This is a genomic window from Mesonia phycicola (assembly GCF_900141885.1).
In the GTDB taxonomy this organism is placed as follows: Bacteria; Bacteroidota; Bacteroidia; order Flavobacteriales; family Flavobacteriaceae; genus Mesonia; species Mesonia phycicola.
This window is the reverse complement of the sequence record NZ_FQYY01000001.1, coordinates 242,141-268,089: the sequence shown is the minus strand read 5'-3', so window position 1 is coordinate 268,089 and position 25,949 is coordinate 242,141. Positions and strand designations below refer to the sequence as shown.

Sequence of the window (25,949 nt, the reverse complement as noted above, 5' to 3'; positions counted from 1 at the left end):
TATGAAAATATTGGACTTTTTTATGCGCTAATATTTCTGTATTTAGTTTTTTTATAGATTTGATAAATTATATCTATAAAAATTTATTTATTGAATTTTTAAAATAAGTATTATTGCATTATGGCAAAATTAACAGAACAAGAAATACATAACCTTGCAATGAATATTGTGGGTAAAGATTTAGAAGATAAGGGATTTGAATTTCTAGGAGTTAATAGTGAATTAAAAAGAAATCCACAGTTTGTAGCTTTAAAAGATAAAAAACTTCATTTTGTAATTGTTAGGGCTATTTCTTACCCTAATGATCCTAAATTTTTAGATGAAATTTTAATGAGTACAATAAAAGATCATGCAATTAAGTTTAATGCAAGAACTTTTTATGCAGGGGTAGGTTTAGCAAATTCTGAAGACTTTACTAAAGAGCTTACTTCAGAGAGTGATTATGTGGTAAATTATGACGGTTTTCAAGAATTTTAATATGTATAAATTTTTATTTTTTTTACTAGTAATTTGTTTGTTTGGTTGCAATTCTAAACAGACTATTAAAACCAAATATTTTGAAGGAAATGCTTTAGGTACTACCTATCATATTAAATTTTTTTCTGAAGAAGAAGTAAATTGGGAGAAAGGTTTAGATTCTATTTATGAAGTGGTAAATAAATCTATGAGTACATATTTACCAAATTCTGACATTTCTAAAATTAACAAAGGAGATACTACAATCGTAGTAGATAATATGTTTAAAGAAGTTTTTCTTCTTTCTAAAGAAATCAATAAATCTACTAGCGGTTATTTTGATCCTACTGTTGGAAATCTTGTAAATGCCTATGGTTTTGGCGCTGAAGAGCTAAATTATTTATCTGATAAAGAATTAGACTCCTTATTTGTATTAGTTGGTATAGATAAAATGGAGTTAAGTGAAGACAATCGTTTAAAAAAAGAGAATATTAATTCTTATATAGAATTTAATGCTGTTGCCAAAGGTTATACTATAGACAGATTAGCAATATTTTTAGAAAATAATAATGTAGATAATTATTTAATTGAACTTGGTGGAGAGTTAAGAGTTAAAGGTATTAATAAAGAGAAGAAACAAGCTTGGAGAGTAGGTTTAGATAATCCATATCAAACAGAATTAAAAAGAGAAATTACAGCTATTTTAGAGTTAAAAAATGAAGCATTGGCTACCTCTGGTAACTATAGAAAGTTTAGACAAGATTCTATAACAGGACAGAGATTTGTGCATACTATAAACCCGTTAACAGGTAAGGCTGAAAAAAGTAATATTTTAAGTGCTTCTGTTTTAGCAACTACTTGCGCAGAAGCAGATGCTTATGCTACGGCATTTATGGCAATGGGATTAGAAAAATCTAAATTAGTGATTGAAAACCTTACAGGAATAGATGCTTATTTAATTTATACTGAAAATGATAGTACTAAAGTTTACTCTACTGCTAAATTTAAAAAACAATTAGTAAAAGATTAGTTTTTAGGTTTTATGCAAACGGGAATAATTTCTTCTTTATTAATTCTAAATTTGTCTATCTCTTCGTTTGTTAAGCTTTTAGTATAATTTTCTTCAATTACCTTAAAACCTATACTTCTAAGTTTATCAAAATAATCTCTTCCATAAATCCTCACGTGATCATATTGCCCGAAGATCTTAGCTCTTTCTTTTTCATCTGTAATAGAATCATCTTCAAAAGTAGTAGCTCTACTTAAATCTTGTGGTATTTGTAGAATAGCAGTACCTCCAGGTTTTAATACTCTATATAATTCTTGCATTGCCTTAGTATCATCTGGAATATGCTCTAATACGTGATTACAAAGTATAAAATCATATTGATTATCCTTAAACGGAAGGTTGCAAATATCTGCCTTAACATCTGCTAATGGAGAGTTAAGGTCTGTAGTGGTATAATTTAGATTAGGTAGTTTTCTAAATCTTTTATAAAATGCTTGTTCTGGTGCAAAATGTAAGACAGATTTTTTTGAAGTAAAAAAATCTGTCTTATTTTTTAAATATAACCATAACAATCTGTGTCTTTCTAAAGAAAGGGCAGAAGGGGATAATACATTTTCTCTCTGATTTTCATAACCATATGGTAAAAACTTAGAAAAGCTCTTACCGTCTATTGGGTCAGTGTATTTATTCCCTTTTAGTAAAATTGCCAAAACTGGCTTAGCTAGATAACTTGCTTTTATAAGCAAAGGTCTAGGTATTGTATTTAATACAGTTTTAAATACTTTTTTGATCATATTATACTTTAAGATCTGCCCAGTTTTCTCCGGTTTTAATTCTGTGTAATTGCATTTCAGATACACCAAATTGTTTTGCTAATACTTTTAGTCTAGTTTTTCTATTAGGATCTAAAAGTTTTTTCTTTAAAATAGTTGCTTCTGCATAAGAGAGTTTTGTATAAGTTCTTCTCTTGCTTTGGCGTTTAGCAATTACTTTTGGATTCTTATCTTGGTGAGCTTCCCATTCTTTGCGGTTTACCCAAGCAAGATTGTTAATGTTGTTGTCTTTTTTGTTATAATTTTTATGAATAACAAATAGACCGTCTTCTGGTTTTTCTAAAAAGGCAATAGCTTGTACTTTGTGAAGGTAAAAGTTTTTACGTTTACCATTGGTCATTTTGGTGTTAAATACTTGATAGCCGTTAATAGAGCTTCCTTTAAGAATAATGCCATTTTTGCTTTTCACAAAATTCATTACTCTTCCTTTGCTAGAGATTGCTATTTCATAGCCCTCTGCCCAATCGTCTTCATAGTAGTAACGCCATTCTTCAACTAAGTTGTTGTCTCGGTAAAATGATTCATTCTTTTCTAAATTCATTTTCTTCTTCGCTTTTAATTCCCAAGGATTCATAAATATAATCGAAGGTAGATAGTAATTGGGGGTTTCCATCTACCAGGGCCACATCATGCTCAAAATGTGCACTGACTCTTCCGTCTGCAGTAAGAATCGTCCAGCCATCACGAAGTTGCTTGATGCGTTTTGTTCCTAAATTAATCATAGGTTCTATGGCTACGGCCATACCTTCTACAAATTTTTTACCACGACCTCTTTTGCCGTAGTTTGGCATTTCTGGGTCTTCGTGCATAGTTCTACCTAAACCGTGACCTACAAGTTCTCTTACTACCCCGTAACCGTGATCTTCTGCGTGTTTTTGTATAGCATAGCCAACATCACCCACTCGGTTACCTAGTTTAAACTCTCTTATACCAAGGTAAAGCGACTCTTTAGTAACTTTTAAAAGTTGCTTTATTTCTGGTGAAACTTCACCTACTTCAAAAGTATATGCGTGATCTCCATAAAATCCATTTTTTATAGCTCCGCAGTCTACAGATATAATATCTCCTTCTTCTAAGGGTTTATCATTTGGTATCCCGTGTACTACTTGAGCGTTTGGACTTACACATAGCGTATTAGGGAAATCATATAATCCTAAAAAACCAGGTACTGCACCTTCTGACCTAATATAGTCTTCTGCAATTTTATCTAATTGAAGTGTAGTAACTCCAGGTTTTATTTCTTTAGCAATTATTCCTAATGTTCTTGAAACTACTTGAGCGCTTTCACGCATTAATTCTAGTTCTTCGCTATTTTTTGGTATGATCATTAACTTGTAATTCTGTTATTTGAAAAAAGAAAATAAACCTTTCTTCTTTTTACTTATTTGTAAGTGCTCTGGTTTTGTGTTGGTTATTTCTTGATATATTTCTCCCCAACCTAAAAAACCACCTACGTTTCTATCGTCTATAAATATGTCTGCATTAATTTTTCTACTAATTGCAGGGTCAAACTCTTCTTCTGGGTAACTTTGATTTACTGCGTAAAATTTAATTCCGTTTTTCTCACAAAAATCTACGGCTTCTTGTAATCTTTTACCGTGTCTATAAGTCCATAAAATTAATCGGTGACCTTCTTGTTCTAGTTTTTTTAGGGTTTCAAAAGCAAAAATTTTAGTTTCTCCAATTTCAGGATATCTACTTTCTACAATTGTCCCATCAAAATCTACGGCTATAATTAAAGATTTATCACTAATCATTTACTCAGCATATGGATTTTGGTAAGGTTGTTTTGTAACTATTTTAAGAATATCTTCTTCAAATGATTCTTGAGCAAACTCTACAAATCTATTTACCTCTTTTCCTTTTTTGTCGTAAAAAATAATAGTAGGTACATGATTTATGTCTAAATCTTTTTCGTAATTAGCTGTGGTGGTTTTAAACTCATCCATAGCATATACCTCTATATTTTCTTGTTTAAAGTTTACTTGATCTAACAATTTAAATAGTTTAGGAGTTTCTCTTCTACTATCTGGACACCAAGTACCCATAAAAACTTTAATATGGTAATCTTTAATGTTGTTTTTAATTTTCTTTAGAACATCTGTATCTGCTTGATAAGCATTGTAACCTTCTGTAAACCATTCTTGAGTGTAACCTGTTTCAAAATCTTTTTTAGTGATTAAGCCAGTATACTCTTCATCATTAGGTGTTAATTCTTTTTGAGCAAAAGCAGAAATATTTATTAATAAAAATAAAATAAGACTGTATTTTTTTATTGTTGAAAAATTTATCATCATTTTTTTATAAGCGATTTTTGTGTCATTAATTCTGGTTGGTCAATATTCATTAACTCTAAAATTGTTGGAGCTACATCTCCTAAAATACCATTATTAATTTCTTTTTTATCTGGTGTAACCAATATTACTGGCACAGGGTTGGTAGTGTGTGCTGTATTTGCGCTACCGTCTTCATTTATCATTTTTTCACTGTTACCGTGATCTGCTAAAATAATTATAGAATAATTTTCTTTAGCACTGTTTACAATTCTGCCAAGACAGTTGTCTACTGTTTCACAAGCTTTCACTGCAGCTTCAAAAACACCAGTATGGCCAACCATATCTGGATTTGCAAAATTGATGCAGAAAAAATCTATTTCTGATTTATTGATTTCTGCTTCTAATTTATCTGTTAATTCATAGGCACTCATTTCTGGTTGCAGATCATAAGTTGCAACTTTAGGTGAGTTTACTAATATGCGTTCTTCTCCTTCAAAAGGTTCTTCTCTTCCTCCAGAAAAGAAAAATGTAACGTGCGGATATTTTTCTGTTTCAGCAGCTCTTAATTGAGTTTTTCCTGCTTTTTCTATAGCTTCACCTAAAGTGATTTTGATATTATCTTTTTTGAAAACTACGTTTACTCCCTTAAAAGAGGCGTCATAAGTTGTCATTGTAACAAAATATAACGGAATTTTTTTCATGTCAAATTCAGTAAAGTCTTCTTGAGATAGAGCTTGAGTTAATTGTCTTCCTCTATCTGTTCTAAAATTGAAGAAAATAACTACATCATCTTCTTTAATTGTAGCAACAGGTTTTTGGTTTTCAGTAATAACTATTGGCTCTATAAACTCATCTGTAACACCATTATCATAACTTTCTTGTATGGTAGTCGTAGGGTTTTCTGTTTCCTTACCAACTCCATTAACAATTAGGTCATAAGCTTTTTTGGTTCTTTCCCATCTTTTGTCTCTATCCATTGCAAAATAGCGACCAATTATTGATGCCAGTTTTGCATCATTTTTATCTAAAACGGTAGTTAATTCTTCTACAAATCCTTTTCCAGATTTAGGGTCAACGTCTCTACCATCTGTAAATGCGTGAACATATTTATTTTTAACTCCAGATTCTTGAGCGGCTTTAACTAAACCTTCTATATGATTAATGTGAGAGTGTACACCACCATCACTTAATAAACCTAAAAAATGAACAGCTTTGTCATTCGCTTTAGCATATTCAAAAGCATCTTTCAATACTTTTTCATCTTTTAAAGTGTTTTCTTTAACTGCCATATTTATTTTGGCTAAGTCTTGGTAAACAATTCTACCAGCGCCTAAATTCATATGTCCAACCTCGCTATTTCCCATTTGGCCTTCTGGCAGCCCTACATTCATCCCATCTGTACGTAACTCTGCGTGAGGGTAATTTTTATAAAGTTTATCAAAGTTAGGAGTATTGGCATTATATATAGCAGATGCTTTAGGGTTTTGGGTAGCCCCCCATCCATCTAATATGAGTAAAATTGCTTTGTTAGACATGACAAAAAAAGTTTAGTGTAAAGGTAAAAACTAAATAAGTGCTAAATTATAATTTTTTGCTAAAATTAGATTTGAAAAATTAGCACTTTATCCCAAAAGATGGGGGTTAATGTCTAAAACATTAGCGAAAACGTATTCTTGAATAAATTGTTTTGAAAAGTGTTCGCTTCCTATTAGACTTTCTTTTTGTAAAATAGAGAGTATATCTAGAGTCTTATATTTCTGTAAATATGGTATTGACAGTGGTGCATATGAAAAATGCCAAGGCTCGGGTTTAAACCCTTTTCTGTTAGGGTTATCTGTATAAACTACGTAAAAATTATACTTGTGTGCATTATTAGTCATCCAAGTGTTTAAATTGCTAAAAACACCATTTTTATTGTAATTTTCAGCTATTAATAAATCTGAAGGAGTTTTTGGAGTACCATCAATTATATCTATATCTGTACCCCAATGATGCCTAGAAGTACCAGGAATGGTAGAATATTCAATTATTTTTTGAATAGCAACTGTAGGAGAAAGGCCCTGTTGTAGGTAATTGTTATATTTTCTATTCCAAATTCTTTTTTGGTGTGAGAAGCTTCTATAGCTAGATACAATTTGTATATTAACTCCCGCTTCTTGATAAGCGGCTTTTTTCATTAATAAAAAATCTTGATAAGCTTCTTGTCTTAACTTATAGTTTTTACCATACAGAGTAGGGGAGCCTTTACCCAATAATTCTTTTGTAGAAATGTCTTCTAATAAATTCCATATAAAATTAGTAGGAGTAATAAGCGCACCAATACCTAAGAGAGTGTTTTGTATGAAATTTTTTCTATTCATAAATTTTATACATTAAATAATGCGGACCTACATTGGGTATGTTAAATTCTTCTCCGTACACTTTAAAATGTAATTTTTTGTAAAAAGGCACAGCTTTAGTGCGCGCATTAAACCATAATAAAGTAGGAGTTTTTTTTACTATTTCTTTTTCGCAATGAGAAAGAAGTTTTTTACCTAAACCTAAGTGTTGAAATTCTGGTAAAACTGCCATACCACGTAATCTATATTGGTTAGAATTAGAGAAAGTATTACAGCTATCTTTCATTATAGTAGCAATTGCGGTAATTTTTTGGTCTTTATATAAGCCAAAATGCTGTGTTGTTTCTAAGTTATCACCATCAAAAAGACATTCTTTTATAGGTTTGCCGTTTCTTAAAACTTGCTGCCTAATAGAAAGAATGTCTTTTGTAGAAACTTTTTTAATTTCTAAAATCAAATAATTATGCTTTTACGTCATTATATGCTTCAATTTCATCAAATTTAACCTCAGCAAAAGGGCAGAGAGGGTCTATTTTATACTTGTGCTCTCTAGCGTAATTTACTGTATGATCTAAGAGTTGAGAAGCAATACCTTGGCCTTCTAAATTTTTTCTAGTCTGGGTGTGATCAATAACTAAAATATTGTTTTCTTTTTTTACGTAAGTAAGTTCACAAACAATACCTTCTTCATCTTTCATGTAAAACATACCATTAGTATGGTTTTCTTTATGTGAAATATTGTAGTTCATTACATTATTTTTTAAACTCCCCGTCTACAATTCCATAAGCTAAAGATTCACTAGCATCCATCCAATAATCACGATTAAAATCTTTCATTACTTTTTCAAATGATTGCTCGCAATTATCGGCTAATATTTGTGCGCTTACTTCTTTTGTTTTTAAAATTTCTTGTGCCTGAATTTCGATATTAGAAGCTTGGCCTCTTGCACCACCGCTTGGCTGATGAATCATAACTTTTGCATTAGGCATAATAAAACGTTTGCCTTTTGTACCTGCTGAAAGCAAAATAGAACCCATAGAGGCAGCTAAACCTGTACAAATGGTAGAAACATCTGAAGATAAAGATTGCATAGTGTCATAAATAGAAAAACCAGAAGTTACATAACCACCAGGGCTGTTAATGTAGAATTGAATATCTCCAGAGCCTACAGCATCTAAGTACATTAATCTTTCTACCACGTGTTTAGCAGATTTATCATCTACTTGCCCCCAAAGAAATACTTTACGTTCTTCTAAAAAATTATTGTCTATCAGGTCTTGAATTTTTCCTGTTTTATTTTTCATTTTTGATTTTTTTTATTTGTTTAAAAATAGATTTTTTTGAATAAAAACCATAGTTAAAAAGGCTATTTAATTGGTGAAATTTTTTTCTATTTTTTATTTGGTAGTTAACATTAAGTTATATTATATTTGCAATCGCTTTGCGGGAGTAGCTCAGTTGGTAGAGCGTCAGCCTTCCAAGCTGAATGTCGCCAGTTCGAACCTGGTCTCCCGCTCTTAAAAAACCCATCTTTTTAGATGGGTTTTTTGTTTTTATAAAGTATTTATTTTTAGTTAGTAGTTTAAAAAATTGACAAACCAGTAAGTGAAGTAAGCTCTTCTAAAGCTTTCATCCCTTTTTCAGAGTTTCCTTTTTCGTTTAATAACGGACTCCAAACTGCAACAGAATATTGACCTGGGTGTACGGCTACAATGCCGCCGCCAACACCACTTTTACCAGGTAAACCTACTCTAAAACTAAACTCGCCAGCCTCATCGTAAAAGCCACAAGTCTGCATAATTGCGTTTATCCGTTTAGTATTGTTGGTAGTAATTACTTTTTCTCCTGTGCTTAAAATTTTACCTTTATTAGCAAAAATCATAAAAGCTTTAGAAAGTTGGTAGCAAGACATTTTTAATGAGCACTGGTAGAAATAAAAGTCTAATACATCTTCAGCGTTATTTTTTATGTTACCTAAAGATTTCATGTAATTAACTAGAGCAATATTACGATAACCGTTTTCTTTTTCAGAAGCAGCAACACTTTCATCATAATTAATAGTTTGATCGTTGCTTATTTTTCTTACAAATTCTAAAAGATATTTTTTAGGGTTTTCTAGTTCAGAAATTAATATATCTGCAATAACAAGAGAGCCAGCATTAATAAATGGGTTTCTAGGTATTCCTTTTTCATTTTCTAGTTGTAAAAGTGAATTAAAAGGATCTCCAGATGGTTCTACATCTACACGGTCCCATATTTTTTTACCTCCAAATTTTTTAGCCAAGGTTAGCGTAAAAACTTTAGATATACTTTGTATGGAAAAAAGTTCATCGTAATCTCCAAAATTAAAATGTTCTCCGTTTTGGCAATACAGGTTTAATCCAAATTTATTGGCAGGTACTTTGGCAAGTTCTGGGATGTAGGTTGGGACTTTACCACCAGCATCAAAATTTGCTAATTCTTTTTCTATTACATTTAATATAGCTTGATAATTCATTAAGAAAGATCTTTAAAAGAAGTATTTGGTTCTACTTCATAAGGTTCTTGGTTTTGTTCAAAAACTCTAGCATTAAGTGTGCCTTCTAAAATTATAGAATTGTTTTTAACTCTTAACCAACTTCCTTCTCGTAAACCAACAACTGGGATAGCATTAAACTTATGAAACTCTTTTATTCTAGTTTCTCTTGTCTCTCCTTTATGTTTAGAATTTGGATCTGGATCTAAGTAATGTGGATTAATATTAAATGGTATAATCCCTAAAGTCTTAAAATTTGGAGGATATACAATAGGCATATCGTTAGTGGTTCCTATCGTAAGTCCGCAAATATTACTACCTGCACTTGTGCCTAAATATGGTGTACCTTGTTTAATTACTTCCTTTAGAGTTTCTATCACTTTCTGGTTATAAAGTTGAGATACTAATAAAAAAGTGTTTCCGCCACCTGTGAAAATAGCTTGCGCATTTTTTACAGCTTGTGCAGCATTTTCAAATTCGTGTATGCCTTTTACTTCTACGTTTAAAAATGCCAATCCTTTTTGTGCTTGTGCGGTATATTCTTCGTGAGAAATCCCTCCAGGTCTTGCGTAGGGTATAAATAAAATTTGGCTAACCCCTTTATAAAGATTTTGTAAAGGCTCTTTTAAATATGCTAAATAATCACTTCCGTGAATAGTAGAAGTACTGGCGATAATACAATTCATTTTTGCTGTTTTTTTGTAAATTTATAGTAAACTCTTGCTTTAACAAAAGTTTACACGCGATTTAGTTTTTTTATAAGACACTTTGTGGGTAACTTTAACTTAAAATTTTATAATGAAAAAGCTACTTTTTATATTCTCTGTATTATTTACCTTTTCTCTCTCTGCTCAAATAGATACCAGAACCTTAGTGAAGGGAAAAATTAATGTAGATGCAAATTCTATTGCAAAAGACATTAATGTATACAATTACAACACTACCGATGGTACAATTACTAATGATTATGGAGAGTTTTTAATTTCTGTAAAAGAAGGAGATAAGCTATATTTTTCCGGAATTCAATACCAAGATTTTAATGTTATTATAGATGAAAATGTGGTAAAAAAAGGAGTTTTAAATATTACTATCAATGAAGCAGTGACAGAATTAGATGAGGTAACTGTAAAACCTTATGATTTATCTGGTAATGTAGAGGTAGATGCTAGAAAAATTAACACCGTAGATGTAAAAACTCCACAGCAGAGTAGTATAGAAATGGTAGAGACGTATGATTATCAACTAAGACCAGATAGCCACACTGCGGTAAAGAATGATGCTATAGATAAAAGCTACTTAACAAACGGACTTAACGTAGCTAATATTTTTAGAACAATATTTAGCTCGAAAAATGAAGGTGATGTAGATACTAGAGATGAAATAGATGTTCACGTAAGAAAAGTTTATAACGATGAGTTTTTTAAGAAAAATCTGGATATTGAAAGAGAAAATATAAACGATTTTATTTACTATGCAGAAGAGCATGGTTTACAGCAAGATATGCTTAAAAAAGGTAATGAGTTAATGCTTATAGAGTTTTTAATAGATAAAAGTAAATCTTACAAGTTGCAACAAAACTAATTAACCTGCGTCTTATAGAATAGAGTTGTTAATTTATGAGAAACACTACTATTCTATTTTTCTTAATTTTCAATGTGGTATTATCTCAAGAAAAACAATTTTCAGGAGTTATAATAGCAGATTCTATTGCATTTACTCAAGTAAACATTGTTAATTTAACTCAAGAAATAGGGACGGTAAATAATACAAAGGGAGAATTTGCCATTAATGCCAATATTGGAGACGAAATCATTTTTTCTTCCATCCAGTATGAAACTTACCAAATAACCCTTACTCAAGAAAATTTTTTAGAAAATACAACCATATATCTCTTATCTGAGGTGAATGAATTAGAAGAAGTTAAAATTAGTAATATATCTTTAACGGGAAATCTTACTAAAGATGCTGCTAATTTAAAAACGACACCTTATTTTTATCCTTCATCTGTAGGTTTGCCAAATGCAGCACCAGTGTTGAGTGTAGAAGAGAGAAGATTGTATAGTGCAAGAACTGGCGGTCCGGTGGGTTTACTTGTAGATGTTTTAAGCGGAAGAATGGCAATGCTTAAAAGAATGAAAGAAATAGCAGATGCTGAGGGAGTGATTAGCAAATCAAAAAAAATGGTTACTACTCATTTTATAGTAAATGATTTACAAATACCAGAAGACTATATAGATGATTTTTTTTATTTCTGTTCTGAAGATGAAAATTTTAAAAAAATAGTCAATACTAATGATAAACTTAAAATGATAGTTTTTTTAAATTCAAAAAAAGAATTATACCTTAAGCATAAAGAATGGAAATAGTGAAACCTAAATACTTAAGTATATTAATTTTTTTTACTACCGCTGTAGCACTTTCTCAACAATACAGAGGAAAAATTATAGCAGATTCAATTGCATTTTCTCAAGTAAACATTGTAAATTTAACTCAAGAAACAGGAACAATTAACAATACAAAAGGTGAATTTGTGATTGATGCAATTGTAGGAGATGAAATTGTATTTTCTTCTTTACAGTATGAGCCTTACCAAGTTACAATTACAGAAGAAACTCTTCAGCAATCAACAAACATTATATACCTATTTCCAGAGGTTAACGAGTTAGAAGAAGTTAATATTAGTAATATAGATCTTACAGGAGATTTATTAAAAGATGTTACAAATATAGAAGTAGATGCATATTTTAATCCTTTAGATTATGATTTACCTGTTAATACAAAACCAAAACCCACTACCGCACAAAGAAGACTGTATACCGCAAAAACAGGTAATGGTATTGTTCCTTTAGATCCTATTATAAATGCTATGACTGGTAGATTAGCCATGTTAGAAAGGCAGAGAGATTATGAAAAAGAAACTAATCTCATGATTAAAGGCTATAACTCTAGACCGTTAGATTATTTTATAACAGATTTAGGAATACCAGAAGATTTAGTAGAAGATTTTCTATATTACTGCACAGAATTTAAACCTTTCAGAAGTTTATTAGTCAAAAGTGAAAATACTTTTAAACTTTCTACTTTTTATGAAGAGAAGTCTGAATCATACAAAAAGATTAAAAAACTACCTTAAATGAAATTAATACGAATCACCTTTCTTTTCACATTAATTATCTCTTTTTCTTCATTTACAACAAGTGCCCATAAATACTATATGAGTGTTACAGATATAGAATATGTACCGCAAAAAAAATCACTACAAATTGTAAGTAGAATTTTTGTAGATGACTTGGAAAAACTATTACAAACGAGGTATGATGATTCTGCTCAATTAATAAAAGGGCAAAACAACCCTGAAAACAATGAGTATATAAAAAAATACTTTCAAGATAAATTTGAAATAATCATTAAAAATAAGCAGCTGTCATTAAATTTTATAGGCAAACGCTATGAAGATGATATGATTATTTGTTATTTTGAAGCCGTAAATGTAGAAAACTTTAAAAGCATTACCATTTCTAACCTTGTTTTAACAGATCTGTTTGAAGATCAAAAAAACTTAGTTCATGTAAAAAAAGATGAACGCACAGAAAGTATAATGTTGATAAAAGATAAACCAAAAGACACCATAAAATTTTAATTTACTAATCCAAAATCAAACTTACCTAATGAAAAAAGCTAAATTTATATTTGCTTTTCTTTTTGTAGTTTTTTCTTTAACGTCTTACGCACAGGAAGATAGCGAAAGCGCGAAAAAAGATGAACCACAAGAAGGACATCTAAATCAAAACAAATTTAGACAGCTTTACCAAGAGTTTTCTACCCCTAACCAATATAGAACTGCCTCTGGAGCTCCAGGACCTGCCTATTACCAAAATATGGCAAACTATGATATGGAAGTTGTTCTAGATGATAAAAACCAAAAACTTTCTGGTTACGAGACTATTACTTATATTAATAACTCACCAGACGATTTAACCTACCTATGGGTACAATTAGATCAAAATGTTAGAGCTAAAGATAGCAAGTCTCCTTTAAGAAACGGAGATGGCGTAAGTCCTGTAAGTCAGCCAGGTCGTTTTGTTTCTCAATATGTAGAAGAACCTTTTGATGGAGGTTTTAATATTCAAGAAGTAACTCAAGATGGTAAAGCTTTAAAATATACTATTAACCAAACCATGATGAGAATAGATTTACCAGAACCATTAGAATCTGGTGATGATTTTGAGTTTTCTATCAAATGGTGGTATAATATTAACGACCACGTAGTAAACAGAGGTCGTTCTGGTTATGAGTATTTTCCAGAAGATGGCAATTACGCTTATGTAATAGCTCAATTTTTTCCAAGAATGGCGGTTTATAATGATGTAGAAGGATGGCAAAACTACCAATTTTGGGGTAGTGGAGAGTTTGCTCTTCCATTTGGAGATTATAAAGTAAAAATAACTGTTCCTGCAGATCATATTTTAGATGGTACAGGAGAACTTCAAAATAGAAAAGAAGTTTTCTCTAAAACTATGATGAGTCGTTACGAGCAAGCTAAAAAATCTTTTGATAAGCCTGTTTTAATTGTAACGCAAGAAGAAGCAGAAAAAGCAGAAAAAGGTTTTTCTAATAAAACTAAAACTTGGGAGTTTGAAGCAGAGATGGTTAGAGATTTTGCATTTACAACTTCAAGAAAGTACATCTGGGATATGCAGAATGTAAAAGTTGGAAAGAAAAATGTAATGGCAGTTTCTTTATATCCAAAAGAAGGTAATCCGCTTTGGGAAGAGTACTCTACTAAAGCTGTAGCGCATACTTTAACTTCTTATAGTGACCATACATTTGAGTACCCTTACCATAAAGCAATTTCTGTACACGCAAAAAATCAAGGGATGGAGTACCCAATGATTTGTTGGAACTATGGAAGACCAAATGCAGATGGTACTTACACCGATAGAACTAAATTCGGAATGATTAGCGTAATTATTCACGAAGTTGGACACAACTTTTTTCCAATGATTGTGAATAGTGATGAGCGCCAATGGGGTTGGATGGACGAAGGTCTAAACAGTTTTGTAGAATATATGTCTGAGCAAGAATTTGGAGAGAAATATCCAGAGGCTATTGCGCCATTAGATAAATACCCATCTCGTAGAGGAGAGCCAACAAAGATTACTGGTTACATGAAAGGAAACCAAGATTTTATTGCTCCTATTATGAGTAATCCAGAAAATGTTTACCAATTAGGTAACAATGCATACGGTAAACCAGCTACTGCATTAAATATTCTTAGAGAAACCGTAATGGGTAGAGAGTTATTTGATCACGCATTTGCAACTTACTCTAAAAGATGGATGTTTAAACACCCAACTCCAGAAGATTTCTTTAGAACTATGGAAGACGCTTCTGGTGTAGATTTAGATTGGTTTTGGAGAGGATGGTTCTATACTACAGATTATGTAGATATTGCAGTAGATGATGTAAAATCTTATTTTATAACAGACCAACCAACAAAAGCTGGTAAAGAAATTTTAAAGCGTTATGGTATAGAAGATCCTAGCCAAATTCCTGCAGTTTATGTTGTAGAAGAATCTAGTGATGAGTTTACAGAAGATTTAAAAACAAAATCTCCTTTAGATAATGCATCGACTTTAAAAGAATATATGATGGATAATTTTAGCGAACAAGAACGTAGAAATATGAAAGTTCCTAAGCATTTTTATCAAATCTCTTTTAAAAAGCCAGGAGGTTTAATCATGCCGTTGATTGTAGAGTATAAATACAAGGACGGAACTTCAGAAAGAATAACTTATCCAGCTCAAATATGGAGAAAAAATGAAAATGAAGTAAGTAAAGTATTGGCAACAGATAAAGAATTAGAAAGTGTTGTAGTAGATCCAGATATGGAAACTGCAGATGTAAACACAGAAAATAATTCTTGGCCACAAAAAGAACAACCTAGTGAGTTTGAAAATTTCAAAGAAAATCAAACCAAAGGCTAAAAGAGGAAAATCTTATTTTTAAGCTGACTTTAACGAGTCAGCTTTTTTTTTTGTACTACCTTTACATTATTATATTTTTACAATATGCTTACAATACCATTATTTATTAGTAGTGCAGAAATAGCTTTCATCGTTTTTATATTGGTGATGGTTTTTGGCGCAGATAAAATTCCTGAAATAGCTCGAGGTTTAGGTAAAGGAATGCGTACTTTAAAAGATGCAACCAACGATATTAAGACAGAAATTACCAATAGTGCAGAAAAACATTTAGAAGGCGCAGGTGGTGAAGACTTAAAAAAAGAAGTAGATAAAGTCAAAAATGATATTGAAGAAATTACAGGTTCTATAAGTAGAAAAAGATAATTTTAAATAGATAAATGTTTAAGCAATTAAAAGAGTGGGACAGAGAGCTATTTATTTATCTTAACGGATTAGGTATAGAAGATTTTGATTCTTTTTGGATATTTATAACTCAAGAAGAAACTTGGATACCGCTTTATCTTGTAATGTTTGTTCTTATATTTTCTTCTTATAAACTCAAAAAGGCTGCTATAGTTTGTATAGGTTTTCTTTCTAGCTTTTTAATCACTTTTGGGATTACTAGAATTATTAAAGCTACGGTTGCTAGAATAAGACCTAATAATGTAGAAAGTTTAAAAGAAGTTATTAGAGTACTGCAAGAACCAACTTATTATAGTTTTGTATCTGGCCATACTTCTACATCTATGGCAATTACTACTTTTATCGTTTTATCTTTAAGACATAAATATAAATGGATTTACCTATTTTACTTATGGCCACTTTTATTTGCCACAAGTAGAGTTTACGTAGGTGTCCATTACCCTTCAGATTTGGCAGCAGGAGCTTGTTTGGGAGTTCTAGTAGCTATTATCTTACACAAAGTAATTCAGTATTTTTTAAGTAGAATTTCAGATTAATATGAATTTTATTTCAAGACCAGAAGATTTAGCACAAGAGGCATATTATACTCCTTATATAAATACTGTTGTAGGAGACAATTTATTAGAATGTTTAAAAACGGTAAAAAAAGCAACAGAAGATTTTTACCTACAATTGTCTATAGAAAAAGCAACACTCAAACCCTCTGCAGAAGTTTGGAGTGCCAAGCAAATATTACATCATATATCTGATTGTGAAAGAATATTAGCTTATCGGTTTTTAAGATTAAATAGAGGTGATACTTCTCCTACCTTAGGTTTTGATCGAATACTTTTTGCAGAAAATGAAAACCCAAACCTTTCTATCACAGAATTATTAGATGAATATAAAGCTGTAAGAGAAGCTAGTATACAACTAATTAAAAATTCAAATGCAGCATTTTTAGAGGTGACTTCCACTTATAAAGGCACAATACTTAGTCCAAGAATTTTAGCGTGGTTAATAGTAGGTCACAATCAACATCACTTAAACCTTTTATACAAAGGCTTTAATTTATAAAACTCTAGTCACAGTTAACCCATCTCTAATTGGTAGTAAAACTGTTTCTACACGATTATCGGTTGCTAATTTTTTATTGTATGCCAATAAAACTTCGGTGTCTTTATCACCAGCTTTCAAATCTTCCACAACTTTACCGCTCCACAAAACGTTGTCAGATAAAATTATACCACCTTTGTTCATTTTAGGAAGAATTATTTCAAAATAATTTAAGTAATTACTTTTATCGGCATCAATAAATACTAAATCAAACTTTTGCTCAATTTTAGGTATTATATCTAAAGCTTTCCCTACGTGCTGATGCATTTGTTCTCCCCAACCAGACTTATCAAAATACTTACGCTGAAAATCATACAATTCTTCATTTTTATCAATAGTATGCAGCGTTCCTTTTTCCTGAATACCTTCCATTAAACACAAAGCAGAATAACCTGTATACGTGCCAATTTCTAAAATATGTTGAGGTCTAATCAACTTAGAAAGCATACTTAAAACCCTACCTTGAAAGTGACCACTCAACATTCTTGGTTGTAGTATTTTTTGGTGCGTTTCTCTATTTAATTCTGCTAATAATTTAGGCTCTGCTTGAGAATGTTGCTCAGCATAAATATCTATTTCTTTTGGTAAAAAATGCATTATTCTAAAATACGTTTTACAAGTTTATCTTTAGCGTCTTGGTCATCTCCACATAGCCAAGTAATCACGTTATTCTCCCAAATATCATCATATTGTTCTGGAGTAATAATTTCACGATCTACTGCTAAATCTAATATTTTCCCTGGGTAAGATGACTGTTTTTCACTTTCCATTTCTCCTAACGGATAAGGATCATCTAAGCCCATAATTATTTGTTTTGGTTTTTGGTTTTCAACCAAAAGTTTTAAAGAACCTGTATCGTGTACCAAAGTATCAAAAAAGATATTTTTGTGCCCTACAGATTTTCTTGGGTGTGTTTTACCTTCAAACAAATCTGGTCTACCATCAAAACCTTGAATTCTTCGTCCTAAATTTATCTGAGCTAACTGTCCGCCGTGCGCAAAGCAAACACGCATATTGGGGTATTTATCAGGGTAACCGTTTAAAGTTAAAAAGTGATAAGCATCTGCACATTGCGCCAACATCCAGATTAGGTGAAAACGCCAAGAGGTATTTTCTAGTTTAATAAATTTTTCTCCATCATACGGGTGTATTTCTACCGCTAAGTTGTACTTGTTTGCCATTTCAAAAATTGGCTCATTTTCTGCATCAAAAATACAACGCCAAGTACCAATACTGTCCATATAGTGAGTAGGTAAGCATAATAAACGCATACCTAATTCTTCTACACAACGTTCAATTTCCCACAAAGCACCACGTACAAAACCCGGATGCACCACAAAACCACAAGTAAATTTAGAAGGGTGATCGTGCTGTACACGTGCATTAAAATCATTTTGAAATCTTAATGCTTTTTTCATCTCTTCTACACGCAAACCATTACCGTATAGTTGAGAAAGATTTAAAACCACCGCATGATCTAATTTGTAACGCTCCATCCATTCTAATTTTTCATCTAAGAAAAAACTAGAATCGGTTACCGGTCTGCTCCAATTTTTTTGCAGCATAAATTTACGCTCTTCATCTACCCAAAAAATTTCTTTTTCTTTCATAAACTGCGGAATTTGTTCTGGGTAAGGCAGTAAATGAGAATGACCGTTTATACGTAGCTTTTTTTTCATAGTTGTGTTTCTAGTTGGTTTGTGGCGTGTTTTAAGTTATCTGAAATTTCTATGGTTAAACTGTTTTGTCATGCTGAACTTGATTCAGTATCTCATTCTAATTTTTTTATAAGGATGAGACCCTGAAACGAGTTCAGTGTGACGCTGGTTTTGTTTTGAAAGTTTTGAGTGCCATACTTGATCCACGCAAGCGAAATTACAAACTTTTTGTTCTTCCACCATCTACCGGAACGTTAATTCCGTTAATATATCCAGCAGCTTCACTAGCTAAAAAAGTTACCACATTAGCCAGCTCTTCTGGTTGTCCAAATCTTTTTGCAGGAATGGCACTTTGCATAGCTTGAGTAACTTCTTCTTCCGTTTTTCCCGTTTTATTGGCTTTATTTTTAATAATTTCTGTTAATCTTCCTGTGGCAGTTGCACCTGGTAAAATATTGTTTACGGTAATACCAAATTCACCTAATTCATTAGCCAAAGTTTTGCTCCAATTGGCAACTGCACCACGAATGGTGTTAGAAACTCCCAAACCATCTAAAGGTTGTTTTACCGATGTAGAAATTACATTGATTACTCGGCCGTAACCGCGCTCTTTCATTCCTGGTAATAAAGTTTGTACCAAAATATGATTACAGATAAGGTGCTGGTTAAATGCTGCTAAAAATTCTTGGGTTTTAGCTTCAGAAATTTTCCCACCCGGAGGTCCTCCCGTATTATTCAATAAAATGTGATATGCTTTGGATTGGGTTGCTTCTTTTATTTTGTTTTCTAATTCAGAAGGATTTGAAAAATCAGCTACCAAATAAGTATGACTCTGATTTTGATTTTGGTCTAATTCTTCTAATACCGATTTTAATTTATCTTCGTTTCTGGCAACAAGTGTTACATTTACACCTTCTTCAGCAAGTGCTAAAGCAGAGGCTTTTCCTATTCCGCCAGTGGCGCCACAAACGAGAGCATTTTTATTTTTTAAATTTAAATTCATTTCTTTTTTATTTTACTTATCTATAATTATTTAAAAAAGTCAGCCGAAATTTGTTTCCCATCTGAATGAGATTCTGAGTCAAGCTCAAAAAGACGCTGATAAATTATTTAAAAATTATAGAATACGTTCGTTTCTTATATTGTTCAACTTCAATTTTTATACTGAATACACACATTTTTAGGTTCGGTAAAAAAGCGCAAAGCTTCAAAGCCTCCTTCGCGACCAACGCCACTGTCTTTCGTCCCGCCGAATGGTGTACGTAAATCGCGATTTAACCAAGTGTTTACCCAAATAATACCTGCTTCTAAAGTGTTACTTAATCGCATAGCTCGATCTAAATTGCTCGTCCAAACCGTAGCCGAAAGTCCGTAGCGAACGTCGTTTGCCATTTCTAGCGCTTGCTCTTCTGTTTTAAATGGTAAAATTGTAACGACCGGACCAAATATTTCTTCTTGATTTAGTTGACAACGATTCGACTGAACTTCAATAATCGTTGGTTCTAAATAATAACCATTTTCGTAATCTTTTACCTCTACACGTTTTCCGCCGGTTAGAATTTTAGCATCTTGTTTTTCAGCTTGATTAATATATCCTAAGATTTTTTGCATATGCGCTTCAGAAACCACCGCACCCAAATCTGAAGACGCTTCCGAAGGAACACCAACCTTTAGTTTTTTTGTTTCCGCAATAAAATCATTTTTAAATTTTTCGTAAATCGATTCTTCTACAAAAATCCTTGAACCACATAAACAGATTTGCCCTTGATTGGCAAAAGATGATTTTACAGTAGTTTGCAGCATTTTGTCATAATCACAATCGGCAAAAATTAGATTCGGATTTTTACCGCCTAGTTCTAACGATAATTTTTTAAACATTGGTGCCGCTGTCCTAGCAATATGCTCTCCCGTTTTGGTGCCGCCGGTAAAAGAGATGGCTTTAATTTGCGGATGTTCTACCATAGCTTGCCCAACTTCATTTCCCAGTCCGTGAACAATATTTAAAACGCCTTTTGGTAAACCGGCTTCTATACAAATTTCACTGAGTAAATAAGCCGTCATTGGTGTGATTTCACTCGGTTTGGCAACTACGCAATTTCCTGCGGCTAGAGCAGGAGCGATTTTCCAAGAGAAAAGGTAAAGTGGTAGATTCCAAGGGGAAATACACCCCACCACACCAATAGGTTTGCGTAGGGTAAAATTTATTGTGTTTTTACCCACGCTTTCGTGAGCCTCGCTTCCAAATTGTGTGAGTGCGTGTGCATAAAATTCAAAATTACTAATAGCTCTTGGTATATCTATGTTTAGTGCTAATGATAAAGGCTTACCGTTGTCTTTAGATTCGGCTTGAGCAAATTCTACTAATTTTTGCTGAAGAAGATTAGCTATTTTTAAAAGTAGTTGACTTCTTTTTTCTAAGGTAGTATTGCTCCACTCCGGAAAAGCTTTTTTAGCAGCTTCAAAAGCAAGTTCTACATCTTCTTGTTTACTTTTCGGAATTTTGCTGTAAATCTCTCCGTTTGATGGATTGTAATTATCTATCCATTCTGAAGAAAGAGGAGAAACAAACTTTCCGTTAATATAATTTTGAAGTTGTTGCATGAGTTGAAAAATTGTTGAATTCTGAAAAAAATCCACTCAAATATAACGCATGTTTAAAAAATGATTCCATAGAATTAGAAAAATTATTTTTCTAATTTAAAATAGAATTAGTGCTGTATAAATTTATTGTAGAGGTCAGGTTGAGTGGAGTAGAAACCGTATTTCAATAAAAATAGTTCTCGACTCCGCTCGAACTGACAATTATTAACCTTTCAAAGTGGTTAACTTCAGAAGGTAAATATTGTTTGTTTTTCAGCATTTAGCTAATTAACTCCGTTGAATCTTCGATGTCAAGATCTCATCAGATAGCGGACGGTTCAAAAGAAAATTTAAGGTATGGGTAAATAAAACCCTTCCGTCTTTTTCAACTTGCGTTGAAAAATCCACCTTCCCTTACTAAGGGAAGGAACTTTGTTTAATTCCCCTCCATTGGAGGGGTTAGGGGAGGCTTTTTAATGCGTAGCGTATTGTTGTTTTTTGTAAGCAATCACTTTAATCTCGATTAATAAATGCGGATGTGGTAATTGATGCACGGCAACCGTAGTACGTGTTGGGCCAGTTTCTGGTTCAAAAAACTTTCCGTAGGTTTCGTTATAACCTCCAAAATCATTCATGTTAACTAAAAAAGTCGTCACATCGACCACATCTTTTAACGAAGCGCCTTCTTCGTGTAAAATACTGTCGATATTTTCTAGAACCGCTGCGGTTTGTTTTTTAATATCAAGATTAGTGGTACCCATTTCATCAACTTCAACGCCCTCAAAAGTATTGTCGGGTCTGCGAGAACTTGTACCAGAAACATAAATAAAATCGCCAACGCGTTTTACGTGCGGATATTTGCCTCTTGGCGTTGCTTTTCCTTCAATTACTTTTCCTGTGCTCATAGTTTATTTTTTGTTTTTACCCTTCCGTCTTTTTTCGCTTTCGCTTAAAAGTCACCTTCCCTTTTTAATGGAAGGATTGTTCTTTTTATTTCTCTCTGAAAAACAAGTAAGGAGCTTATTTCGTTTCAAAACTTACGCTTCCTAATTTTTCTACTTGTGTATTAATGGTTTGATTCGCATAAAATTGAATTGCTGGTGTTGCTGCGCCAGTTAAAACAATTTGTCCTTTTTTTATAGTTACTCCAGCTTTAGATGCGAGTCTACTTAATTCTACCACCGATTGCAACGGATTAGAAAGTACCGAATTTGTATTGCCTTCTGCTAGTGTTTTATTACCAATTTTTAATTGAATAGGTAAATTACTAATATCTTCATTTACATTGATCCAATCTCCAAGCACATATGCAGAAGCAGAGCAGTTGTCTGCTATTACATCTTCTAGAGAGAAGTTGAAATTCTCATATCGGCTATCTACAATTTCTATGGCTGGAGCCATTTTATCTATATAATTGGTAATGTGCTTTAAGCCTACAGACTCTTCTATATCTTTAGAAATTCTAAAAGCAATTTCTGTTTCTGCACGAGGTTGTATCCAGCGTGTAGTATCTACTTTTTCATTATTTAAAATTTCCATACTGTTAGTAAGTACACCCCAAATAAGATCGTGTACTTCCATTTCTTTCATTTTAGCTCGGTTAGTAAACCCAAGTTTATAGCCAGTAATATATTCTCCGCGCTCCAATCTTTTTTGGATGCAGTAGTTTTGTATTTGGTAAGCAGCTTCTATATCTATTTGATGGTTGTCTGCTAATTGCAATATGGGTCTAGCATGGCTTGCCGCCTGATCTAAAATCTCTGCTATCTCCTGATGATTCATTTTTATTTAGTTTATTATTTGTAAACAGTCATCTTGATATTTTTTACCTATCACCGTGATGAGTTTCCGTGTTAAGCATAGAATGACGAAAAAATTACCGGGTTTAGTGGTTATATCGTCTTAATAAGCAACGGTATCTTCCTCTAAAATTGCTTTGGTTTCTTCTTTTACTAATTTCAGTTTTTCTGCTAAAGTCAAATCTTCTGTAATTTTTTCTTCAGAAATTAATCTCAGCATCGCTTTGTCTTGTGCACGTCCTCTTTTCATTGCTTCTGCATAACCAATTTGTTCTTGAAAGGTTACTAATCGGTATTTTGAAGCATATTCTGCAGGAAACTCTTGTTCTAAGGCAGTTTCTAATTTTCTTTTTTGCTGAAAAATTGGCGCTGCCGTATGCTCTTTCATTTCATGAAAATTATCGATAGCTAAATCTGCAATTGCATCGGTATCTTTTTTACGTGCTTTTTGGTAAGCTTTAAAAGTTTCTTCCCAATCACCTGTATGTTTTTCTAAGGCTTCATCGAAAACCACAACATCTTCAAAAGAAGCATTCATTCCTTGTCCGTAAAAAGGAACAATAGCGTGGGCAGCATCTCCCATAAGCAAACTTTTTCCGTGGCTATACCAAGGAGAACATTTTACCGTACCTAATGCGCCGGTAGGATTTTCAAAAAACTCTTCGCCTAAATTTGGCATGAGTTTTAAAGCATCTGGAAAGTTTATTTTAAAATATTCTTCTACTTTTTCTACCGTGGTAAGATCATTAAAACAATAATCACTATCTGCATAAGCTAAAAATAGTGTTACGGTAAAACTTCCATCTAAATTAGGAAGCGCAATAAGCATATCTTCTCCTCTTGGCCAAATATGCAATGCATTTTTATAAAGTTGAAAGTCTCCACTTTCGGAAGCTTCAATAGTTAATTCTTTATAACCGTGCTGTAAATATTCTTGAGAATAGCTAAATAGAAAGCTACGATCTTCCATCATGCTTTTTCGTAGTGAAGATCCTGCACCATCTGCACCAAAGATAAGATCGGCATTCATGGTTTTTTCTTCTTTAGAATGGTAATCTTTAAAAGTAGCTGTTCCTTTTTCAGAATTTACAGAAAGACAATCTTGGTTAAAAGTTATGGTAACATTTTCCATTTTTTCGGCTTCATCTAACAAAAGAGCGTTGAGGTCTGTTCTAGAAATGGAATTGATGTATTCGTGTTCTAAGCCGCTATAAGGAGAAAGAAATGTATTTTCTTGTTCGTCATGAATCATTCTGCCATTCATAGGGATACAAATGTCTAACACTTTTTTTTCTAAACCGACAAGTTTCATCGCTTTGATACCACGATTTGAGAATGCCAAGTTGATAGATCTTCCTGCAGAAATATCGGTCTTTCTTAGATCGGGACGCTTTTCAATAAGCTGAACTTGATAACCGCGTTGCGCCATACGTAAAGCCAATAAAGATCCGCAAAGACCGGCACCAATAATGAGAATATTTTCTTTGTTTTTCATTACAACAGTGCTTTTAAACGTTCAACCATTTTATAAACATCTTCAAAAGAATTGTAAAGTGGAGCAGGAGCAACTCTAATTACATTTGGCTCACGCCAATCTGCAATTACTCCGGCAGCCATTAATTTATCAAACAATGCTTTGTTAGCATTTTTCACCTTGATAGAAAGTTGGCAACCGCGTTCTTCTGGATTCTGAGGTGTTATAATTTCAATTTGATCACCTTCAATTTCTTTTAATAAATACTCTAAGTAATTTGTGATTTTTACAGATTTTGCTCTAATATTTTTAAAACCAGCTTCTTCAAAAATTGCTAAAGAAGCTCTAATTGCTGCTAACGATAGAATAGGAGGGTTGCTTAATTGCCAACCTTCTGCTCCAGGTATAGCGTCAAATTCATGACGCATATTAAAACGTGTTTGCTTGTTATGACCCCACCAACCGGTAAAGCGTTTTAAATCTTTATTGTTAGCGTGACGTTCGTGTACAAAGCAGCCGCCAACGCTCCCCGGACCGCTGTTTAAATATTTGTAAGAACACCAAACGGCAAAATCTGGTCCTGTTTTGTGTAAATTAGGCTGAATATTACCAGCACCGTGAGCAAGGTCGAAACCAACTTTTGCTCCGTGACGATGACCTAATTCTGTTATTTTTTTTAAAGGGAAAGATTGTCCCGTATAATAGTTAGTTGAACCGATAAGCAATAGCGCCACTTGATCACCTTCGGTCTCCATAATTTTTTCTAAATCTTCAAAATGGCAAAGTTCTTCACCTTCTCGAGGTTTCCATAAAATTAAAGCGTCTTTAGGGTCGTAACCATGAAATTTAAGTTGAGATTCTACCGCATATTTATCTGAAGGGAAAGCATCACTTTCAATAATAATCTTGAAGCGCTCTGAAGTAGGTTGGTAAAATGAAACCATCATTAAATGCAAGTTTACACTTAAGGTATTCATCATCACAACTTCAGATGGTTTTGCACCAACAATTTTCGCCATTTTTTCAGTAAGAAATTCGTGGTAAGGCATCCAAGGGTTTTTTGCTTCTGTATGGCCTTCTACACCTAAATTACTCCAATCTTCTAATTCTTGCTGAATGTAATCTTTAACTAATTTTGGTTGTAAACCTAAAGAATTTCCGCAGAGATAAACTTGCTCTTCTCCGTTTTTATCTTTAGGAATATGAAATTGATTTCTATAGATTTTTAAAGGATCGTTTTGGTCTTGCTCTCTAGCAAATTCTAGGGTGTTTTTATGTTGGGTTGTTTGCATTTTTGTGTTCTAAGAAAAATGTGATTTCTACAAATTTAGCAATAATTAATGAGTTGTTTTTGAATAATTAAAACGTTTGAAGGATTGTTTTGTAGGATTTTGAAATGAAATATAGAAAATAGGAATATTATTTAAATGGAACACATTGTCTAATCTTTAATAATGTGACCCTGAATCGAGTTCAGGGTGACGTTAAATTTTAAAATTAGACAGGTGATTTAAAAATTTCAGTA

30 protein-coding genes and 1 tRNA gene are annotated in these 25,949 nt (G+C 32.5%); 11 read left to right on the top strand and 20 right to left on the bottom strand.

What is annotated here, in order from left to right:
- The first annotated feature begins 120 nt into the window (after window positions 1-120).
- Complete coding sequence (locus tag BUC03_RS01265; protein WP_073147421.1) at window positions 121-477, top strand: Na(+)-translocating NADH-quinone reductase subunit F; 357 nt, start codon at window positions 121-123, stop codon at window positions 475-477.
- Window position 478: 1 nt separating this feature from the next.
- A complete protein-coding gene (locus tag BUC03_RS01260; protein WP_234971588.1) occupies window positions 479-1,486 on the top strand; it encodes an FAD:protein FMN transferase in 1,008 nt (335 codons plus the stop codon).
- Here the strand turns inward: BUC03_RS01260 and BUC03_RS01255 are convergent.
- From BUC03_RS01255 to BUC03_RS01210, 10 genes are all read right to left on the bottom strand, one after another.
- Complete coding sequence (locus tag BUC03_RS01255) at window positions 1,483-2,256, bottom strand: class I SAM-dependent methyltransferase (RefSeq protein WP_073147990.1); 774 nt, start codon at window positions 2,254-2,256, stop codon at window positions 1,483-1,485. The two genes, BUC03_RS01260 and BUC03_RS01255, sit on opposite strands and share 4 nt — an antisense overlap.
- A gap of 4 nt (window positions 2,257-2,260) precedes the next feature.
- Window positions 2,261-2,839 carry an HNH endonuclease gene (locus BUC03_RS01250; RefSeq protein ID WP_073147417.1) on the bottom strand — a complete coding sequence of 193 codons (579 nt, stop codon included), beginning with the start codon at window positions 2,837-2,839 and terminating at the stop codon, window positions 2,261-2,263.
- Window positions 2,820-3,626, bottom strand: coding sequence for a type I methionyl aminopeptidase (map, locus tag BUC03_RS01245; RefSeq protein ID WP_073147415.1), 807 nt, complete (start codon window positions 3,624-3,626; stop codon window positions 2,820-2,822). Before map ends, BUC03_RS01250 begins: the two co-directional genes overlap by 20 nt.
- 15 nt (window positions 3,627-3,641) lie before the next feature.
- A complete protein-coding gene (locus BUC03_RS01240) occupies window positions 3,642-4,055 on the bottom strand; it encodes a BT0820 family HAD-type phosphatase (protein ID WP_073147413.1) in 414 nt (137 codons plus the stop codon).
- Complete coding sequence (locus BUC03_RS01235; protein ID WP_084112730.1) at window positions 4,056-4,595, bottom strand: TlpA family protein disulfide reductase; 540 nt, start codon at window positions 4,593-4,595, stop codon at window positions 4,056-4,058. It lies immediately after the preceding gene.
- Entirely contained in the window at window positions 4,592-6,109 is a 1,518-nt protein-coding gene (gpmI, locus tag BUC03_RS01230) for a 2,3-bisphosphoglycerate-independent phosphoglycerate mutase (protein ID WP_073147409.1), read from the bottom strand. Before gpmI ends, BUC03_RS01235 begins: the two co-directional genes overlap by 4 nt.
- Before the next feature lie 87 nt (window positions 6,110-6,196).
- On the bottom strand, window positions 6,197-6,934 hold the full coding sequence (locus BUC03_RS01225) for a M15 family metallopeptidase (RefSeq protein WP_073147407.1): 738 nt from the start codon (window positions 6,932-6,934) through the stop codon (window positions 6,197-6,199).
- Window positions 6,927-7,370, bottom strand: a complete 444-nt coding sequence (locus BUC03_RS01220) for a GNAT family N-acetyltransferase (protein ID WP_073147405.1) — start codon at window positions 7,368-7,370, stop codon at window positions 6,927-6,929. The genes BUC03_RS01225 and BUC03_RS01220 overlap by 8 nt, the downstream gene beginning before the upstream one ends.
- A 4-nt stretch (window positions 7,371-7,374) precedes the next feature.
- Entirely contained in the window at window positions 7,375-7,662 is a 288-nt protein-coding gene (locus BUC03_RS01215; RefSeq protein ID WP_073147403.1) for a GNAT family N-acetyltransferase, read from the bottom strand.
- A 4-nt stretch (window positions 7,663-7,666) separates the two neighbouring features.
- Window positions 7,667-8,218, bottom strand: a complete 552-nt coding sequence (locus BUC03_RS01210; protein WP_073147401.1) for a ClpP family protease — start codon at window positions 8,216-8,218, stop codon at window positions 7,667-7,669.
- Window positions 8,219-8,357: 139 nt separating this feature from the next.
- Here BUC03_RS01210 and BUC03_RS01205 point away from each other — a divergent pair.
- Window positions 8,358-8,430: transfer RNA gene (locus BUC03_RS01205), tRNA-Gly, on the top strand.
- A gap of 66 nt (window positions 8,431-8,496) precedes the next feature.
- On the opposite strand, the gene BUC03_RS01200 is transcribed toward BUC03_RS01205, so the two are convergent.
- Window positions 8,497-9,411 carry a glutaminase gene (locus BUC03_RS01200; protein ID WP_073147399.1) on the bottom strand — a complete coding sequence of 305 codons (915 nt, stop codon included), beginning with the start codon at window positions 9,409-9,411 and terminating at the stop codon, window positions 8,497-8,499.
- Window positions 9,411-10,115, bottom strand: coding sequence for a dipeptidase PepE (gene pepE / locus BUC03_RS01195; protein ID WP_073147397.1), 705 nt, complete (start codon window positions 10,113-10,115; stop codon window positions 9,411-9,413). The genes BUC03_RS01200 and pepE overlap by 1 nt, the downstream gene beginning before the upstream one ends.
- A gap of 112 nt (window positions 10,116-10,227) precedes the next feature.
- On the opposite strand from pepE, the gene BUC03_RS01190 reads away from it, so the two are divergent.
- The 8 genes from BUC03_RS01190 to BUC03_RS01155 all read left to right on the top strand — a co-directional run bounded on the left by BUC03_RS01190 (window position 10,228) and on the right by BUC03_RS01155 (window position 16,874).
- Window positions 10,228-11,010: a peptidase associated/transthyretin-like domain-containing protein gene (locus BUC03_RS01190; RefSeq protein ID WP_073147395.1), complete on the top strand. Its 783-nt coding sequence runs from the start codon at window positions 10,228-10,230 to the stop codon at window positions 11,008-11,010.
- Between the two features lie 35 nt (window positions 11,011-11,045).
- Window positions 11,046-11,795 carry a peptidase associated/transthyretin-like domain-containing protein gene (locus BUC03_RS01185; protein ID WP_073147393.1) on the top strand — a complete coding sequence of 250 codons (750 nt, stop codon included), beginning with the start codon at window positions 11,046-11,048 and terminating at the stop codon, window positions 11,793-11,795.
- Window positions 11,786-12,562, top strand: coding sequence for a peptidase associated/transthyretin-like domain-containing protein (locus tag BUC03_RS01180; protein WP_073147391.1), 777 nt, complete (start codon window positions 11,786-11,788; stop codon window positions 12,560-12,562). The genes BUC03_RS01185 and BUC03_RS01180 overlap by 10 nt, the downstream gene beginning before the upstream one ends.
- The gene (locus tag BUC03_RS01175) at window positions 12,563-13,069 is read left to right on the top strand and encodes a DUF6702 family protein (RefSeq protein ID WP_073147389.1); all 507 of its coding nucleotides are present in this window, start codon (window positions 12,563-12,565) and stop codon (window positions 13,067-13,069) included.
- Between the two features lie 28 nt (window positions 13,070-13,097).
- A complete protein-coding gene (locus BUC03_RS01170; RefSeq protein WP_073147387.1) occupies window positions 13,098-15,416 on the top strand; it encodes a M1 family metallopeptidase in 2,319 nt (772 codons plus the stop codon).
- Window positions 15,417-15,500: 84 nt separating this feature from the next.
- Window positions 15,501-15,779 carry a Sec-independent protein translocase subunit TatA/TatB gene (locus BUC03_RS01165; protein WP_073147385.1) on the top strand — a complete coding sequence of 93 codons (279 nt, stop codon included), beginning with the start codon at window positions 15,501-15,503 and terminating at the stop codon, window positions 15,777-15,779.
- A 14-nt stretch (window positions 15,780-15,793) separates the two neighbouring features.
- Window positions 15,794-16,354, top strand: a complete 561-nt coding sequence (locus tag BUC03_RS01160; RefSeq protein WP_073147383.1) for a phosphatase PAP2 family protein — start codon at window positions 15,794-15,796, stop codon at window positions 16,352-16,354.
- 1 nt (window position 16,355) lies between these two features.
- Window positions 16,356-16,874 (top strand): DinB family protein, encoded by a 519-nt coding sequence (locus BUC03_RS01155; RefSeq protein WP_073147381.1) that lies wholly within the window; start codon window positions 16,356-16,358, stop codon window positions 16,872-16,874.
- On the opposite strand, the gene BUC03_RS01150 is transcribed toward BUC03_RS01155, so the two are convergent.
- The 8 genes from BUC03_RS01150 to kynU all read right to left on the bottom strand — a co-directional run bounded on the left by BUC03_RS01150 (window position 16,869) and on the right by kynU (window position 25,716).
- Window positions 16,869-17,510, bottom strand: a complete 642-nt coding sequence (locus BUC03_RS01150; protein WP_073147379.1) for an O-methyltransferase — start codon at window positions 17,508-17,510, stop codon at window positions 16,869-16,871. The two genes, BUC03_RS01155 and BUC03_RS01150, sit on opposite strands and share 6 nt — an antisense overlap.
- Window positions 17,510-18,592 carry an amidohydrolase family protein gene (locus BUC03_RS01145; protein ID WP_073147377.1) on the bottom strand — a complete coding sequence of 361 codons (1,083 nt, stop codon included), beginning with the start codon at window positions 18,590-18,592 and terminating at the stop codon, window positions 17,510-17,512. The genes BUC03_RS01150 and BUC03_RS01145 overlap by 1 nt, the downstream gene beginning before the upstream one ends.
- Window positions 18,593-18,788: 196 nt before the next feature.
- Window positions 18,789-19,574, bottom strand: coding sequence for an SDR family oxidoreductase (locus BUC03_RS01140; RefSeq protein WP_073147375.1), 786 nt, complete (start codon window positions 19,572-19,574; stop codon window positions 18,789-18,791).
- A 149-nt stretch (window positions 19,575-19,723) separates the two neighbouring features.
- Window positions 19,724-21,172 (bottom strand): aldehyde dehydrogenase, encoded by a 1,449-nt coding sequence (locus BUC03_RS01135; RefSeq protein ID WP_073147373.1) that lies wholly within the window; start codon window positions 21,170-21,172, stop codon window positions 19,724-19,726.
- A 452-nt stretch (window positions 21,173-21,624) separates the two neighbouring features.
- On the bottom strand, window positions 21,625-22,056 hold the full coding sequence (locus BUC03_RS01130) for a RidA family protein (protein ID WP_073147371.1): 432 nt from the start codon (window positions 22,054-22,056) through the stop codon (window positions 21,625-21,627).
- A 115-nt stretch (window positions 22,057-22,171) separates the two neighbouring features.
- A complete protein-coding gene (locus tag BUC03_RS01125) occupies window positions 22,172-22,933 on the bottom strand; it encodes a 2-keto-4-pentenoate hydratase (protein WP_073147369.1) in 762 nt (253 codons plus the stop codon).
- Window positions 22,934-23,053: 120 nt separating this feature from the next.
- Window positions 23,054-24,445, bottom strand: a complete 1,392-nt coding sequence (locus tag BUC03_RS01120) for an FAD-dependent oxidoreductase (RefSeq protein ID WP_073147367.1) — start codon at window positions 24,443-24,445, stop codon at window positions 23,054-23,056.
- Entirely contained in the window at window positions 24,445-25,716 is a 1,272-nt protein-coding gene (gene kynU / locus BUC03_RS01115; protein WP_073147365.1) for a kynureninase, read from the bottom strand. Before kynU ends, BUC03_RS01120 begins: the two co-directional genes overlap by 1 nt.
- Between the last annotated feature and the right edge of the window lie 233 nt (window positions 25,717-25,949).

What these genes read in the sequence shown, in the direction of transcription:
- BUC03_RS01265 (WP_073147421.1), top strand. Translation starts at nt 121, where the DNA reads ATGGCAAAATTAACAGAACAAGAAATACATAACCTTGCAATGAATATT.
- BUC03_RS01260 (WP_234971588.1), top strand. Translation starts at nt 479, where the DNA reads ATGTATAAATTTTTATTTTTTTTACTAGTAATTTGTTTGTTTGGTTGC.
- BUC03_RS01250 (WP_073147417.1), bottom strand. Translation starts at nt 2,839, where the DNA reads ATGAATTTAGAAAAGAATGAATCATTTTACCGAGACAACAACTTAGTT.
- map (WP_073147415.1), bottom strand. Translation starts at nt 3,626, where the DNA reads ATGATCATACCAAAAAATAGCGAAGAACTAGAATTAATGCGTGAAAGC.
- BUC03_RS01240 (WP_073147413.1), bottom strand. Translation starts at nt 4,055, where the DNA reads ATGATTAGTGATAAATCTTTAATTATAGCCGTAGATTTTGATGGGACA.
- BUC03_RS01235 (WP_084112730.1), bottom strand. Translation starts at nt 4,595, where the DNA reads ATGATGATAAATTTTTCAACAATAAAAAAATACAGTCTTATTTTATTT.
- gpmI (WP_073147409.1), bottom strand. Translation starts at nt 6,109, where the DNA reads ATGTCTAACAAAGCAATTTTACTCATATTAGATGGATGGGGGGCTACC.
- BUC03_RS01225 (WP_073147407.1), bottom strand. Translation starts at nt 6,934, where the DNA reads ATGAATAGAAAAAATTTCATACAAAACACTCTCTTAGGTATTGGTGCG.
- BUC03_RS01215 (WP_073147403.1), bottom strand. Translation starts at nt 7,662, where the DNA reads ATGAACTACAATATTTCACATAAAGAAAACCATACTAATGGTATGTTT.
- BUC03_RS01210 (WP_073147401.1), bottom strand. Translation starts at nt 8,218, where the DNA reads ATGAAAAATAAAACAGGAAAAATTCAAGACCTGATAGACAATAATTTT.
- BUC03_RS01200 (WP_073147399.1), bottom strand. Translation starts at nt 9,411, where the DNA reads ATGAATTATCAAGCTATATTAAATGTAATAGAAAAAGAATTAGCAAAT.
- pepE (WP_073147397.1), bottom strand. Translation starts at nt 10,115, where the DNA reads ATGAATTGTATTATCGCCAGTACTTCTACTATTCACGGAAGTGATTAT.
- BUC03_RS01190 (WP_073147395.1), top strand. Translation starts at nt 10,228, where the DNA reads ATGAAAAAGCTACTTTTTATATTCTCTGTATTATTTACCTTTTCTCTC.
- BUC03_RS01185 (WP_073147393.1), top strand. Translation starts at nt 11,046, where the DNA reads ATGAGAAACACTACTATTCTATTTTTCTTAATTTTCAATGTGGTATTA.
- BUC03_RS01180 (WP_073147391.1), top strand. Translation starts at nt 11,786, where the DNA reads ATGGAAATAGTGAAACCTAAATACTTAAGTATATTAATTTTTTTTACT.
- BUC03_RS01175 (WP_073147389.1), top strand. Translation starts at nt 12,563, where the DNA reads ATGAAATTAATACGAATCACCTTTCTTTTCACATTAATTATCTCTTTT.
- BUC03_RS01170 (WP_073147387.1), top strand. Translation starts at nt 13,098, where the DNA reads ATGAAAAAAGCTAAATTTATATTTGCTTTTCTTTTTGTAGTTTTTTCT.
- BUC03_RS01165 (WP_073147385.1), top strand. Translation starts at nt 15,501, where the DNA reads ATGCTTACAATACCATTATTTATTAGTAGTGCAGAAATAGCTTTCATC.
- BUC03_RS01160 (WP_073147383.1), top strand. Translation starts at nt 15,794, where the DNA reads ATGTTTAAGCAATTAAAAGAGTGGGACAGAGAGCTATTTATTTATCTT.
- BUC03_RS01155 (WP_073147381.1), top strand. Translation starts at nt 16,356, where the DNA reads ATGAATTTTATTTCAAGACCAGAAGATTTAGCACAAGAGGCATATTAT.
- BUC03_RS01150 (WP_073147379.1), bottom strand. Translation starts at nt 17,510, where the DNA reads ATGCATTTTTTACCAAAAGAAATAGATATTTATGCTGAGCAACATTCT.
- BUC03_RS01145 (WP_073147377.1), bottom strand. Translation starts at nt 18,592, where the DNA reads ATGAAAAAAAAGCTACGTATAAACGGTCATTCTCATTTACTGCCTTAC.
- BUC03_RS01140 (WP_073147375.1), bottom strand. Translation starts at nt 19,574, where the DNA reads ATGAATTTAAATTTAAAAAATAAAAATGCTCTCGTTTGTGGCGCCACT.
- BUC03_RS01135 (WP_073147373.1), bottom strand. Translation starts at nt 21,172, where the DNA reads ATGCAACAACTTCAAAATTATATTAACGGAAAGTTTGTTTCTCCTCTT.
- BUC03_RS01130 (WP_073147371.1), bottom strand. Translation starts at nt 22,056, where the DNA reads ATGAGCACAGGAAAAGTAATTGAAGGAAAAGCAACGCCAAGAGGCAAA.
- BUC03_RS01125 (WP_073147369.1), bottom strand. Translation starts at nt 22,933, where the DNA reads ATGAATCATCAGGAGATAGCAGAGATTTTAGATCAGGCGGCAAGCCAT.
- BUC03_RS01120 (WP_073147367.1), bottom strand. Translation starts at nt 24,445, where the DNA reads ATGAAAAACAAAGAAAATATTCTCATTATTGGTGCCGGTCTTTGCGGA.
- kynU (WP_073147365.1), bottom strand. Translation starts at nt 25,716, where the DNA reads ATGCAAACAACCCAACATAAAAACACCCTAGAATTTGCTAGAGAGCAA.